At 73.5% G+C, this 13,437-nt stretch carries 12 protein-coding genes and 1 pseudogene; 3 read left to right on the top strand and 10 right to left on the bottom strand.

The window, feature by feature from the left end; genetic code table 11:
- Nucleotides 1-33 precede the first annotated feature (33 nt).
- From deoC to V5D56_RS11005, 3 genes are read left to right on the top strand one after another with little or no spacing between them, the layout of a single operon-like run.
- Nucleotides 34-1,095 carry a deoxyribose-phosphate aldolase gene (deoC, locus tag V5D56_RS11015; protein WP_435735389.1) on the top strand — a complete coding sequence of 354 codons (1,062 nt, stop codon included), beginning with the start codon at nucleotides 34-36 and terminating at the stop codon, nucleotides 1,093-1,095.
- A gap of 24 nt (nucleotides 1,096-1,119) precedes the next feature.
- Entirely contained in the window at nucleotides 1,120-2,604 is a 1,485-nt protein-coding gene (locus V5D56_RS11010) for an aldehyde dehydrogenase family protein (protein WP_435735388.1), read from the top strand.
- Nucleotides 2,604-3,593, top strand: coding sequence for an aldehyde dehydrogenase family protein (locus tag V5D56_RS11005; RefSeq protein ID WP_435735387.1), 990 nt, complete (start codon nucleotides 2,604-2,606; stop codon nucleotides 3,591-3,593). The genes V5D56_RS11010 and V5D56_RS11005 overlap by 1 nt, the downstream gene beginning before the upstream one ends.
- Nucleotides 3,594-3,946: 353 nt before the next feature.
- Here the strand turns inward: V5D56_RS11005 and V5D56_RS11000 are convergent, their stop codons facing one another.
- The 10 genes and pseudogenes from V5D56_RS11000 to V5D56_RS10955 form a co-directional block, all read right to left on the bottom strand.
- A complete protein-coding gene (locus V5D56_RS11000) occupies nucleotides 3,947-5,077 on the bottom strand; it encodes an adenosine deaminase (RefSeq protein WP_435735386.1) in 1,131 nt (376 codons plus the stop codon).
- 51 nt (nucleotides 5,078-5,128) lie between these two features.
- Nucleotides 5,129-5,368, bottom strand: a complete 240-nt coding sequence (locus V5D56_RS10995; RefSeq protein WP_435735385.1) for a hypothetical protein — start codon at nucleotides 5,366-5,368, stop codon at nucleotides 5,129-5,131.
- Between the two features lie 122 nt (nucleotides 5,369-5,490).
- On the bottom strand, nucleotides 5,491-6,498 hold the full coding sequence (locus tag V5D56_RS10990) for a hypothetical protein (RefSeq protein ID WP_435735384.1): 1,008 nt from the start codon (nucleotides 6,496-6,498) through the stop codon (nucleotides 5,491-5,493).
- Nucleotides 6,495-6,821 carry a DUF202 domain-containing protein gene (locus tag V5D56_RS10985; RefSeq protein WP_435735383.1) on the bottom strand — a complete coding sequence of 109 codons (327 nt, stop codon included), beginning with the start codon at nucleotides 6,819-6,821 and terminating at the stop codon, nucleotides 6,495-6,497. Before V5D56_RS10985 ends, V5D56_RS10990 begins: the two co-directional genes overlap by 4 nt.
- The gene (locus tag V5D56_RS10980; protein ID WP_435735382.1) at nucleotides 6,818-7,174 is read right to left on the bottom strand and encodes a YidH family protein; all 357 of its coding nucleotides are present in this window, start codon (nucleotides 7,172-7,174) and stop codon (nucleotides 6,818-6,820) included. Before V5D56_RS10980 ends, V5D56_RS10985 begins: the two co-directional genes overlap by 4 nt.
- Before the next feature lie 104 nt (nucleotides 7,175-7,278).
- The gene (locus V5D56_RS10975) at nucleotides 7,279-8,661 is read right to left on the bottom strand and encodes a thymidine phosphorylase (protein WP_435735381.1); all 1,383 of its coding nucleotides are present in this window, start codon (nucleotides 8,659-8,661) and stop codon (nucleotides 7,279-7,281) included.
- Nucleotides 8,658-9,131 carry a cytidine deaminase gene (locus V5D56_RS10970; RefSeq protein WP_435735380.1) on the bottom strand — a complete coding sequence of 158 codons (474 nt, stop codon included), beginning with the start codon at nucleotides 9,129-9,131 and terminating at the stop codon, nucleotides 8,658-8,660. The genes V5D56_RS10975 and V5D56_RS10970 overlap by 4 nt, the downstream gene beginning before the upstream one ends.
- A 7-nt stretch (nucleotides 9,132-9,138) precedes the next feature.
- A pseudogene (locus V5D56_RS10965) lies at nucleotides 9,139-10,436 on the bottom strand (ABC transporter permease).
- Nucleotides 10,433-11,758, bottom strand: a complete 1,326-nt coding sequence (locus tag V5D56_RS10960; RefSeq protein WP_435735379.1) for an ABC transporter permease — start codon at nucleotides 11,756-11,758, stop codon at nucleotides 10,433-10,435. The pseudogene V5D56_RS10965 and the gene V5D56_RS10960 overlap by 4 nt, the downstream one beginning before the upstream one ends.
- Nucleotides 11,755-13,356: an ABC transporter ATP-binding protein gene (locus tag V5D56_RS10955; protein ID WP_435735378.1), complete on the bottom strand. Its 1,602-nt coding sequence runs from the start codon at nucleotides 13,354-13,356 to the stop codon at nucleotides 11,755-11,757. The genes V5D56_RS10960 and V5D56_RS10955 overlap by 4 nt, the downstream gene beginning before the upstream one ends.
- Between the last annotated feature and the right edge of the window lie 81 nt (nucleotides 13,357-13,437).

Genomic DNA, 13,437 nt, shown 5'->3' with positions numbered 1-13,437 from the left:
CCGCGGCACCGTACCGACGGGTAACCTGGAGCGATGAGCACCACGACACCGCCGTCGGTCCGGGAGACCGGCCCGGCGGGCTCCGACGCGGCTCCGGCGACCCCGGCACCCGCCGACCGTCCCGCCTCCGCGATCGCCGAGCTCGCCCGCTCCGTCACCGGCTCCGCCGCCCTGGACGACACGGGGTGGCGGCGCTACCTGCACGGCCTGCCGGGCGTCGACAAGGTCGGTGCGGACGGCCGCGCGGCCATGCTCGGCACGCGCTCGATCAAGACGACGTCGAAGGCCTGGGCGCTCGACACGATCATCCGCATGGTCGACCTCACCACGCTCGAGGGCGCCGACACCCCCGGCAAGGTCCGGGCGCTCGCCGCCAAGGCCGTGCGCCCCGAGCCGAACGACCCGACGTGCCCGGCGGCCGCCGCGGTGTGCGTGTACAACGACATGGTCCCCGTGGCCGTCGAGGCGCTCGCCGGGACGGGCGTCAAGGTCGCCGCCGTCTCGACGGCGTTCCCGTCCGGCCGCGCGACCCGTGCCGTCCGGCTCGCGGACACGCGCGACGCCGTCGAGGCGGGCGCCGACGAGATCGACATGGTCATCGATCGCGGCGCGTTCCTCTCCGGCCGCTACGAGCAGGTCTACGACGACATCGTCGCCGTGCGCGAGGAGTGCCGCGCGAACGGCCGCCACGCGCACCTCAAGGTCATCCTCGAGACGGGCGAGCTCGCGACGTACGACAACGTGCGCCGCGCGTCGTGGCTCGCGATGCTCGCGGGCGCCGACTTCATCAAGACCAGCACGGGCAAGGTCTCCCCCGCCGCGACGCTGCCCGTGACGGTCGTCATGCTCGAGGCGGTCCGTGACTTCCTCGCGCTCACGGGGGTCCAGGTCGGCGTCAAGCCCGCGGGCGGCATCAAGACCTCGAAGGACGCGATCAAGTACCTGGTCGCCGTCAACGAGGTCGCCGGGCCGCAGTGGCTCGACCCGGACTGGTTCCGGTTCGGTGCGTCGTCGCTGCTCAACGACGTGCTCATGCAGCGCAACAAGCTCGCCACGGGTGCCTACTGGGGCCCCGACTACGTGACCGTCGACTGAGCGGAACCGAGGACACCACGCACCATGACTGCAACCCCAGCACAGAGCACCACGCCCGCCGGCTCGCCGTTCGAGTACGCGCCCGCCCCGGAGTCGCGCGCCGTCGTCGACATCGCGTCGTCGTACGGCCTCTTCATCGACGGCGAGTTCACCCCGGCGTCCGACGACGGCTCCTTCAAGACCGTGAACCCGGCCACCGAGGAGGTGCTCGCCGAGGTGGCGGAGGCCACCGAGGACGACGTCGACCGCGCCGTCCGGGCCGCACGCCGCGCCCAGGAGACGGTCTGGGGACCCATGCCCGGCCGCGAGCGCGCCAAGTACCTCTTCCGCATCGCGCGGCTCCTCGCCGAGCGGGCCCGCGAGTTCGCGGTCCTCGAGACGCTCGACAACGGCAAGCCCATCCGCGAGGCGCGCGACGTCGACGTCCCGACGGCGGCCGCGCACTTCTTCTACTACGCGGGCTGGGCCGACAAGCTCGAGCACGCCGGCTACGGCGCCGCCCCCCGCCCGCACGGCGTCGCCGCGCAGGTCATCCCCTGGAACTTCCCGCTGCTCATGCTCGCGTGGAAGATCGCGCCGGCGCTCGCGACGGGCAACACCGTGGTGCTCAAGCCTGCGGAGACCACGCCGCTGACGGCGCTGCTCTTCGCGGACCTGCTGCGCCAGGCGGAGCTGCCCCCCGGCGTCGTGAACATCGTCACCGGGGCCGGCGCGACGGGCGCCGCGCTCGTCGGTCACCCGGGCGTCGACAAGGTCGCGTTCACGGGGTCGACGGCGGTCGGCAAGCGCATCGCGCAGCAGATCGCCGGGACGCGCAAGCACGCGACCCTCGAGCTCGGCGGCAAGGCCGCGAACATCGTGTTCGACGACGCGCCGGTCGACCAGGCGATCGAGGGCATCGTCAACGGGATCTTCTTCAACCAGGGCCAGGTGTGCTGCGCCGGGTCGCGCCTGCTCGTCCAGGAGTCGATCGCCGAGGAGCTCGTGGAGCGCCTCAAGGCGCGCCTGGGCACGCTGCGCGTGGGCGACCCGATGGACAAGAACACCGACGTGGGCGCGATCAACTCGCCGCAGCAGCTCGCGCGCATCACCGAGCTCACCGAGGCGGGCGTCGCCGAGGGCGCGACCCGGTGGAGCCCGCCGTGCGACCTGCCGGAGTCCGGGTACTGGTTCGCGCCGACGCTCTTCACGGGCGTCTCGGCCGCGCACCGCATCGCGCGCGAGGAGATCTTCGGCCCCGTCCTCAGCGTCCTGACGTTCCGCACGCCGGCCGAGGCCGTCGCGAAGGCGAACAACACGCCGTACGGTCTCTCGGCAGGGATCTGGACCGAGAAGGGGTCGCGCATCCTCTGGATGGCGGACAGGCTGCGCGCGGGCGTCGTGTGGTCGAACACCTTCAACCGGTTCGACCCGACGAGCCCGTTCGGCGGCTACAAGGAGTCCGGCTACGGCCGCGAGGGCGGCCGGCACGGCCTGGCGTCCTACCTGATCGAGGGGAGCACCTACTGATGGCCCGCACCACGAGCGGCAGCAGGACCACGCAGGCCGACGGCGCGGCCAGCGCGTCCGGCACCGCACCCGCCCGCCCGGCGCGGACGGCCTCCGCGCCGGAGCGCCTCGGCGTCCGCAAGACGTACAAGCTCTACGTCGGCGGGAAGTTCCCCCGCAGCGAGTCGGGGCGCACGTACGAGGTGGTCGACGCGAAGGGCCGGTTCCTCGCGAACGTCGCGCAGGGCTCGCGCAAGGACGCCCGCGAGGCCGTCGTCGCCGCGCGCGCCGCGCAGCCCGGCTGGGCCGGCGCGACGGCGTACAACCGCGGGCAGGTGCTCTACCGCGTCGCCGAGATGCTCGAAGGGCGGCGCGACCAGTTCGTCGCCGAGGTCGCCGCCGGAGAAGGGCTCACGGCGCGCCAGGCGGAGCTCGCCGTGTCGGAGGCCATCGACCGCTGGGTCTGGTACGCGGGCTGGACGGACAAGGTCGCGCAGGTGGCCGGGTCTGCGAACCCCGTCGCCGGGCCGTACTTCAACCTGTCGTCGCCCGAGCCGACGGGCGTCGTCGTGGTCGTCGCGCCGCAGCGCTCTTCGCTCCTCGGTCTCGTCTCGACGATCGTCCCGCCGCTGGTCACGGGGAACTCCGTGATCGTCGTCGCCAGCGAGGACCGCCCGATCCCGGCCGTCACGCTCTCGGAGGTCCTCGCGACCTCCGACGTGCCGGGCGGCGTCGTCAACGTCCTCACGGGCCGCACGAGGGAGCTCGCTCCCCCGCTCGCGTCCCACCTCGACGTCAACGCCCTCGACGTCGGCGGCGCGGTCGGCGCGGACGGCGTCACCTGGGGCGAGCTCGAGTCCGCCGCGGCGGACTCGGTCAAGCGCGTCCTGCGCCCGGCCCTCGACCGCAACGGGAACGACGCCGAGCCGGACTGGACCGAGTCGCCGCTCCCCCAGCGCATCCTCGCCTACACGGAGATCAAGACGGTCTGGCACCCCAAGGGCGTCTGACCCCGCCGAGAACGACTCTGGTGCCGTTATCCGATCGATAACGGCACCAGTGTCGTTCTCGGGCGACGATCGTCGTCGTGCTCGCGCCCAGACGCCAGGCCCGAACGGACTGCGCTGTGAGCCGTGAGCCGTGAGCCGTGAGCCGTGAGCCGTGAGCCGTGAGCCGACCGTACTGACCGGAAAGGTGAGGCAGCGGGAGAGCGGCCGGCGCGGAGGGGGCGCGGGTCGTGGCGGGTCTGGCGGGAGCCGCGAGGAACGAGCGGCGGATGGTAGACCCGCGCGCCCCTCCGCAGAGGCCGCGGACCCGGCCGTGACCGTGGCCGCTACCCGACTGCGGCCACGACCGCGAGACCTCAGACCTGCGCGCCCTCGACCAGCTGGTACCCCGGCAGGATCACGTCGTCGACGAGCGCCCGCCGCTCGTCGTGGTGGACGAACGCGCTCCACGCCGCCGTCATCGTCACGTCGGCGAGGTCGTCGACGGTCCAGCCCGCCTGCTCGACGAGGAGCGTCATCTCCTGCGTCATGGACGTCCGCGACATGAGCCGGTTGTCGGTGTTGAGCGTGACGGCGAAGTCGAGCTCCTTGAGGCGCGTGATCGGGTGGTCGGCGATCGACGTCGCGGCACCGGTCTGGACGTTCGACGAGGGGCACAGCTCGAGCGGGATCTGGTGGTCCCGGACCCAGTGCGCGAGGAGCCCGAGCGCGGCGGTGCCGGACTCTCCCTCGACGCTGTGCGGGTGGGCGGGGTCGAACGTGATGTCCTCGACGATCCGGACCCCGTGGCCGATGCGCCCGGCCTGGCCCAGGTGCACCGCCTCCGCGATCGACTCTGGGCCGGCGGCCTCGCCCGCGTGGATCGTCACCGGGAAGTTGTTCCGGGCGAGGTAGCCCCAGATCTCGGCGTGCCGCGACGGCGGGAACCCGTCCTCGGCCCCGGCGATGTCGAACCCGACGACGCCGTTCGTCCGGTTGGCGACGGCGAGCTCGGCGATCTCCTGCCACCGGTCCGCGTGCCGCATGGCGGTGACGAGCTGTCCGACACGGATCGTGCGTCCCTCGGCGGCAGCAGCCTCGATGCCCTGCTCGATGCCTGCCTGGACGGCGTCGACGGTCTCCTGGAGCGTCAGCCCGCGCTGGAGGTGCTGCTCCGGCGCCCAGCGCTGCTCGGCGTAGACGACGCCGTCGGCGGCGAGGTCGAGCACGGCTTCGCGGGCGACGCGGGCGAGCGCCTCGGGGGTCTGCATGACGGCGATCGTGTGGTCGAACGTCTCGAGGTAGCGCACGAGCGAGCCGGAGTCGGCGGACTCGGCGAACCAGGTCGCGAGGGACTCGGCGTCGTGGGCGGGCAGCTCGTGCCCGACCTCGGCCGCGAGCTCGAGGATCGTCGCGGGACGGAGCCCTCCGTCCAGGTGGTCGTGCAGCACGACCTTGGGCAGGGCACGGATGACGTCCGCGGTGAGCGGGCGGTTCTCGGTGGTCATGCGCTCACGGTACCGGCCGTGGGGCCGCTGGGCCGGTCAGGCATCGTCCCGTCAGGCGTAGTCCTCCTCGGCGCCGGGGACCGCCGACGCCTGCTCGACGACGTCCGCCTCGCTCGCCTCCCCGTCGAGGTCGGGCCGCGCCGAGCGGGGGCGGTAGTCGTCGGGCTCGTGCTCGGGGTCGTCGACGCCCGTGTCGTCCGTCTCGACCTCCTCGACGAGGCTCACCGCTTCCTCGTCCTGCTCGACCAGACCGGCGTCTCGCCAGGTGTTCTCCCCCGGGACCGTGCTCATGTCGACTCCTTCCGCGTGGCGGGTGGTGCCCCTCCATCCTCACGCGGGCACCCTCCGATCGCCAGCCCGGTGGCCGGCCCGCCGCCGGGCCGGTCGTTCGTGCGCCGCCGTCGCCCGCGCCGTCAGCCGGCAGGCAGGACGGCCCACACGACGTGGGGCCAGCCACCGAGCGCACGCCGCACCGCGGCGACCTCCGCACCTGCGGCAAGGTGCGCGGCGTCGAGCCGGTGCACGGCGCCCGACGACGGTTCGTAGACCCAGCAGCGACGCACCCTGGGCTCGTCGGCCGTCGCGATGTGCTCGGGCGACGCGGCGTCGGCGGCGACGAGGAGCACGACGTGGCGTGGCACCGCCGCCGCGACCCCGGCGGACAGGTCGCCGCCGGTGAACAACGGCACCGGGACCCCGTGAGCCGCCGCGTCGAGAGCGGCGTCCAGCACGCTGCTCCCGCGGTCGCCGTCGACCACGTGGTGCGTGAACCGCACGCCCGCGTACCGCGCGGTGCGCGCCGCCCCCCACGGAGGCGTCCCCAGCGCGCCGGGCCACGGGAACGGCCCGAGCGCACGCCGGCCCGTGCGCGCCTTGACGACCTGCTGCAGGCCACGCCACCGGTGCTCGGCCCTACCTGGCGGGCCGTCCCCGGGTGGCCGGTCCCCGGCCGCGGGCGGGCCGGGAACGGGATCGGCGCCGGTGCCGGTGGACGCCGTGCTGGCGTCGTCGAGCACCACGCCGGTCACGAGCCACAGGGCGAGCACGGGGTCGCCCGCGGCGGCGAGCAGCGCGAGCGCGGCCGAGCCGCACGTCGTCCCGTCGACCTGCCGCGCGGGCGCACCGCCGAGCACGAGCGGTCGGACGGCGGGCCCGTCGGTGCGCGCAAGGGACGGGCCCCGACCGAACGGGTCGACGACCTCGTGACGCGCCTCGACCGACAGAGCGGGAAGGACACGTGCGAGGCCGGCTACCACACCGTCCGGGTGCCCGGCGCCGCGCGCACGGTCGAGCGCCCCCGCGACGGTGAGCGCCGCGCCGAGGCCGGGCACGGTCGGCAGAGCACCCGTCGACGGCGGCCGCCCCACCGTGCCGAGCAGCGAGGCGAAGGACGTGAGCCGCCACCCGCCGAGCGTGCTCACGCCGCACCGACCGCACGCGCGACCGCCCATGCCGCGCCGATCCCGGCGAGCGCGAGCACGAGCGCGACGAGCCGAACGAGGAACGACCACGAGCGCAGCCGCCCGCTGCCCGGCAGGCCGCCGGTCGGCGGACGCAGGACGGCGGGGACGAGAGTCAGCACCGCGACCGCGGCGGCGGCCCACACGACCGGCGCGTGGCCGCTGCGCAGCCCGGCCGCGCCGAGCAGGAGCGCGCCGACCACGACGCCGAGCACCGAACGTTGCCAGGCGAGGGCGGTGCGCTCGGGCTGGAGCCCTTCGTCCCGAGCGGCGGGGTCGCTCACGGCAGCGCGCCCGCCTCGCCGAGGCCCGCCGCCAGCGAGTAGCCCGCGATGAGCACGGCGAGCAGGATCACGCCGGTCACGAGCACCGGGATGCCGCCGGGCGCTGGCAACGGTTGCCGCAGCCGGAGCGCTCTCTCGTTGCGTCGCCACGACACCAGGGCGTAGAGCGCGCACGCCGCACCGACCAGGCACGCGACGGCCGCGACGAGATCCACCAGCCCGGGCAGGTCCGCGAAGGTCGAGAACGACGTGAGGGCCACGCCCCCGGCGACGAGGCCCACGCCGGTGCGGACCCACGCCAGGGCCGTGCGCTCGTTCGCGAGGCTGAACCGCGCGTCGGGCTCCGTGCCCACGCCGTAGACGGACCGTGGGCGACGGTCATCGGCCCGAGCACCCTCGTCCGTCCCCCGGTCGGTCCGCGGGTCCGGCGACCCGCCCGCGTCCGGCCCCGCCACCGTCAGCCGACGCGGTCGAGGACGACGGGCCCCGGTGCGACGTCGCTCCCGGGCGGTGCGATCTCCCACGCCCCCTCGAGCGCCTGCACGGCCCGGTCGAACCGGTCGGGCGTGTCGGTGTGCAGGGTCATGAGGTGCTGGCCCTTGCGCACGACGTCGCCCGGCTTCGCGAACAGCTCGACGCCCGCCCCGGCCTGGACGACGTCCTCCTTGCGGGCGCGCCCCGCACCGAGGCGCCACGCGGCGACCCCGACGGCGTAGGCGTCCAGCCGGGACATCACGCCGTCGTGGTCCGCGACCACGTGCTCCTTCTCGCGGGCGACCGGCAGCGGCGCCCGCGAGTCGCCGCCCTGCTCGGCGATCATCTCGCGCCACTTGTCGAGGGCGCGTCCACCGACGAGCGCGTGGTGGACGTCGTCGGAGTCCTGGGGGCGCCCGGCCGCGGCGAGCATCTCGACGGCGAGGGCGACGGTCAGGTCCACGACGTCCTGCGGGCCCTTGCCCTGCATGACCTCGACCGACTCGCGCACCTCGAGCGCGTTGCCCGCCGTGAGGCCGAGAGGAGTCGACATGTCGGTCAGCAGCGCGACCGTGCGCACGCCGGCGTCGGTGCCGAGGTCGACCATCGTGCGCGCGAGCTCGCGCGCGGACTCGAGGTCCTTCATGAACGCGCCCGACCCGACCTTGACGTCGAGCACGAGGGCGCCGGTGCCCTCGGCGATCTTCTTGCTCATGATCGAGCTCGCGATGAGCGGGATCGACTCGACCGTCCCCGTGACGTCGCGCAGCGAGTACAGGAGCCGGTCCGCGGGCGCGAGCCCGGACCCCGCCTGGCAGATCACCGCGCCGACGTGCTCGAGCGCGTCCATCATCTGCTCGTTCGTCAGCGCGGCGCGCCACCCGGGGATCGACTCGAGCTTGTCGAGCGTCCCGCCCGTGTGACCCAGCCCGCGGCCGGACAGCTGCGGCACGGCGACGCCGTAGGAGGCGACGAGCGGGGCGAGGGGAAGGGTGATCTTGTCCCCGACGCCGCCGGTCGAGTGCTTGTCGACGGTCGGGCGGGACAACCCGGCGAAGTCCATGCGCTCCCCGGAGGCGATCATCGCCTGCGTCCAGCGCCCGATCTCCGTGCGGTCCATCCCGTTGAGGTAGATCGCCATGGCGAGCGCGGCCATCTGCTCCTCCGCGACGACACCGCGCGTGTACGCGTCGATCACCCAGTCGATCTGCGCGCCGTCCAGCAGCCTCCCGTCGCGCTTGGCACGGATGACGTCGACGGCGTCGAACGGCTCGGGCGCGGGGCCCGCCTGCTGCTCGTCCCCCGGCTGCGCGGTCCCGTCCGGCCCTGCCGCACCACCCTGCACGGTCCCGTCGTCGCTGGTCACGAGCGCACCTCCAGATCGTCGGGCCCGAAGGCGTCGGGCAGCACGTCCCTCATCGTCTTGATACCACGCGCGGTGTCGACCAGCAGGTCGGGGCCGCCGTGCTCCCACAGGAGCTGGCGGCAGCGACCGCACGGCATGATCGTGGCGCCACGGCCGTCGACGCACGCGAACGCCACCAGGCGTCCGCCCCCGCCGCCGACGAGCGCGCCCACGAGCGAGCACTCGGCGCACAGGGTCACGCCGTAGGCGGCGTTCTCGATGTTGCACCCCACGACCACGCGCCCGTCGTCGACGAGCGCGGCGGCGCCCACCGGGTAGCCGGAGTACGGGGCGTACGCCCGCGTCATGATCTCGCGGGCCGCGGTGCGCAGCGCCTCCCAGTCGACGGCGCCGCCGTCGTGCCCGACGGCGCCGCCACCTGGGCGAGCGTCGTCACCGGGGCGGGTCCCGCCGTCGGGCACGTGCGTCATCGCGACCTCACTTCACGTAGGGGATGCCCTCGGCGGCGGGCGGGCGCACGCGTCCCACGAGGCCGGCGACGGCGAAGATCGTCACGACGTAGGGCGTCATGAGCATGATCTGGCTGGGGATGGGCGTCCCGACGATGCCGAGCACGACCTGCAGGTTGTCGGAGAACCCGAACAGCAGCGCCGCGATCAGCGCGCCGACGGGGTTCCAGCGGCCGAGGATCATCGCGGCGAGCGCGATGAAGCCCTTCCCGCCGGTCATCTCCTTGCCGAAGGCGAGCCCCGCGGCGACGGTGAAGAACGCACCGCCGAGGCCCGCGACGGCGCCGCCGAGGATCGTGTTGCGGACGCGCGTCGCGTTGACCTTGATGCCCACGGTGTCCGCCGCCTTGGGGTGCTCGCCCACCGCGCGCAGGCGCAGCCCCCACCGGCTCCGGAAGAGGAAGATCTGGAGCAGGATCACGACGACGTACATGAGGTACACGAGCAGCGTCTGGCGGAACAGCACCGGGCCGACGACGGGGATCTGCGACAGCACGGGGATCTCGAGGACGGGCAGCGGCGTGCGCGTGTTCCACGTCGCGGAGTCCTCGGTGAGGACCGTCGAGTAGAGGTAGCTCGTGACCCCGACGACCAGCACGTTGAGCACGACGCCGACGATGATCTGGTTGACCCAGTACTTCACGGAGAAGATCACGAGGAGCACGCCGACGAGCGCACCGGCGATCGGCGCGGCGATGAGCCCGGCGTACGCGCTCGAGGTCAGCGACGCCACGACCGCGGCGAGGAACGCGCCGGCGAGCAGCTGCCCCTCGATCGCGATGTTGATGATGCCGACCCGCTCGCACAGCACGCCCGACAGTGCGCCGAACACCAGCGGTACCGCGAGGAACAGCGACCCTGCAGCAGGCCCGTGAGCGGGATCGACGACTTGCCGGCGCCGGCCCAGCACAGGAAGGCGAAGACGACCAGCACGCCGAACACGATGGGCAGCCAGACGCCGACCTTGCGACGGTCCCGCGCGGCCCAGAACGACAGTCCGGCCAGCAGGAGCGCGAGGACCGACAGGAAGAGGGCCGCGCCGCTCGAGCTCACGGTGATCGGCTCGATCTGGAAGAAGTCGTCCGGGGTGGACAGACGGAACGTGGTCTGGCGCCCACCGGGCGGCAGGATCGCGAAGAAGAACAGCGAGATCAGGCCGATGACGGCGTAGGCGATCGGAGCACGCCAGCTGATCGGGGGCAGCGGCTTGGCGGACGGCCGGGAGTCCGTGGATGCCGCCGGAGCCGGGGTGGTCGCGGTGCTCATGCGCCGGCCTCCTGCGTCGTCGGGGTGGTCGGGGTCGTCGCGCGGTCGCGGCGGCGCGCTGCCTGCCGCTCGGCGCGGGTCGGGCCCCCCGGCGTCGGGAGCCGGAAGATCGCCCGGACCAGCGGGGGCGCGGCGATGAACAGCACGATGAGCGACTGGACGACGAGCACGATGTCGATCGGCGTGCCGGTCCGTGCCTGCATGGCGAACCCGCCGGCGCGGAGCGCACCGAAGAGCAGGCCCGCAAGGACCGTGCCCAGCGGCCGCGAGCGACCCAGGAGCGCGACGGTGATCGCGTCGAAGCCGAAGCTCGCAGCGACACCGGCCGTGAGGACCTTCTCCGTGCCGAGCACCTGCGCGGCGCCGCCCAGACCGGCGAGGGCGCCGGCGAGGGCCATGACCCAGACCGTCACCCACGGGACCGAGATGCCCGCGGTCCGTGCCGCGTTCGGGTTCTCCCCGACGGCGCGGAAGCGGAAGCCGAGCGTCGAGCGCTCCATGAGCCACCAGACGCCGACGGCGGCCAGGAGGGCGAGGACGAACCCGAGGTGCAGCCGGTAGCCCTCGCCGAGCAGGAGCGGGAACGTCGCGCTGCTGGGGATCGGCGGGCTGATCGGGTTGGAGCTGCCGGGTCGCTGGAAGGCCGGCGTCGTGAGCAGATAGGCCACGAGGTACACGGCGATGTTGTTGAGCATGATCGTGACGATCACCTCGTGGGCCCCGGTGCGCGCCTTGAGCACACCGGCGATACCGGCCCAGATCGCGCCGCCGAGCGCCGCGCCGAGCACCGCGAGGAGCAGGTGCAGGCCCGGCGGCAGGGAGAACGTGAAGCCGATGAACCCGGCGAAGATGCCGCCGAGGATGATCTGCCCCTGGGCGCCGATGTTGAACAGGCCGGCCCGGAAGCCGATGCCGAGCCCGAGCCCCGCGAGGATCAGCGGGACGGAGACCGTCATCGTCTCGGTGAGCGGCCGCAGGGCGCGCTGCAGGTCCGTCGCCTGGAAGTTGATCACCGCACCCTGGAACAGCGCGCTGTAGGCGCCGAACACCGCGTCCCAGGTGGCCGCGAAGAAGTCCGACGGCTGGGCGAAGAAGTAGGTGGCGGCCTCCTGCACCTCCGGGTCGGCGGCGGCGATGAGGACGCCGCCGATCACGAGGGCTGCGACGATCGCGAGCAGCGAGACGAGCCAGCTGCTCTCGAGGATCTCGCGCAGGACGCCCTGCCCGGCGGGCCGCTCGGGCTTCGGCACGTCGCTCGGCGGGGCGGGGGTCGGCGGGGCGACGGGCGTCCCCTCGTCCTCCGGGATGGCCTGGTAGGTCACTGGTCCTCCTCCTCGCGCGCGTCGCGCGGGTGGGCGTCGGCCTCGAGGTCGCCCCCGCCGAGGGTCGTGTGGTGCGCCGCGGCCTGCGCGACGGCCTCGTCGAGCGGGACGCCGGCCATCATGAGCCCGAGCACGTCGCGGTCCGTGTCCCCGGGGACGACGCCGACCACGCGACCGCGGTACATCACCGCGATCCGGTCCGCGAGCGCCAGGACCTCGTCGAGCTCGGTCGACACGATGATCACGGGGGTGCCGTTGTCGCGCTCCTGCACGACCCGGCTGTGCACGAACTCGATCGACCCGACGTCGAGCCCGCGGGTCGGCTGGGACGCGATGAGCAGGCGCAGCGGGCGCGACATCTCCCGCGCGAGCACGACCTTCTGCTGGTTGCCGCCGGACAGCGTGCCGGCGGGCGCCTCGACGGTCTGGGTGCGCACGTCGAACTCGACGACGCGCTGCTCGGCGTTCGAGCGGATCGCGCCCTTGTTCAGCGCACCGGCGCTCGAGTAGGGCGCGGACGTGAAGAGGTCGAGCACGAGGTTCTCCTCGACGGAGAACGTCCCGATGATGCCGTCGGTGCTGCGGTCCTCGGGGACGTAGCCGACGCCGGCGGCGAGGACGTCGGCGACGCCGCGCCCCACGAGCTCGCGGCCGTCGAGCGTGATGGAGCCCGCGACGGGCCGGCGCAGGCCGACGATCGTCTCGGTGAGCTCGGTCTGCCCGTTGCCCTGCACCCCGGCGACGACGAGGATCTCCCCGCGGGCGACGTCGAGGCTGACCCGGTCGACGACCGCGGTCCCCTGGTCGTCCATCACGGTGAGGTCGGTGACCTGGAACGTGGCGTCACCGGGCTCGGCCGGCTCCTTGTCCACACCGAGCGACACCGAGCGCCCGACCATGAGCGACGCGAGCTCGGTCTCGCTCGCGCTCGGGTCGGCCGTCCCCACGACCTTGCCGCGCCGGATGACGGTGATCCTGTCCGCGACCGCGCGGACCTCACGCAGCTTGTGCGTGATGAAGACGATCGACGTCCCGGCCGCCTTGAGCTGGCGCATGATCGCGATGAGCTCGTCGGTCTCCTGCGGGGTCAGCACCGCGGTGGGCTCGTCGAGGATGAGCACGCGCGCGTCCCGGGAGAGCGCCTTGATGATCTCGACGCGCTGCTGCACCCCCACGGGGACGTCCTCGACCATCGCGTCCGGGTCCACCTCGAAGCCGAACCGGTCGGAGATCTCGCGCACGAGGGTCCGGGCGCGGCGGGCGTCGATGAGGCCGCCGCCCTTGACGGGCTCGTGGCCCAGGGCCACGTTCTCCGCGACGGTGAAGACCGGGACGAGCATGAAGTGCTGGTGCACCATGCCGATGCCGGCGGCCATCGCGTCGCCCGGTCCGGTGAAGGTCACCGGCGCGTCGTCGACCAGGATCTCCCCGTCGTCGGGGTCGTACAGGCCGTAGAGCACGTTCATCAGCGTGCTCTTCCCGGCCCCGTTCTCCCCGAGCAGGGCGTGGATCTCGCCCGGCTCGATGACCAGGTCGATGTGGTCGTTGGCGACCAGGGACCCGAAGACCTTCGTGATCCCGCGCAGCTCCAGCTTCACCGGCTGCCCTCTCTCCGAACAGGGAACTCCATCGAACCGTACTTCCGCCGTCGCGGCGCAACATGGCGACGGTGGCCCGGG

Source organism: Cellulosimicrobium sp. PMB13, from assembly GCF_051294865.1.
Lineage (GTDB): Bacteria > Actinomycetota > Actinomycetes > Actinomycetales > Cellulomonadaceae > Cellulosimicrobium.
The sequence above is the reverse complement of the archived record's forward strand: the minus strand, read 5'-3'. Positions and strand labels throughout refer to the sequence as shown.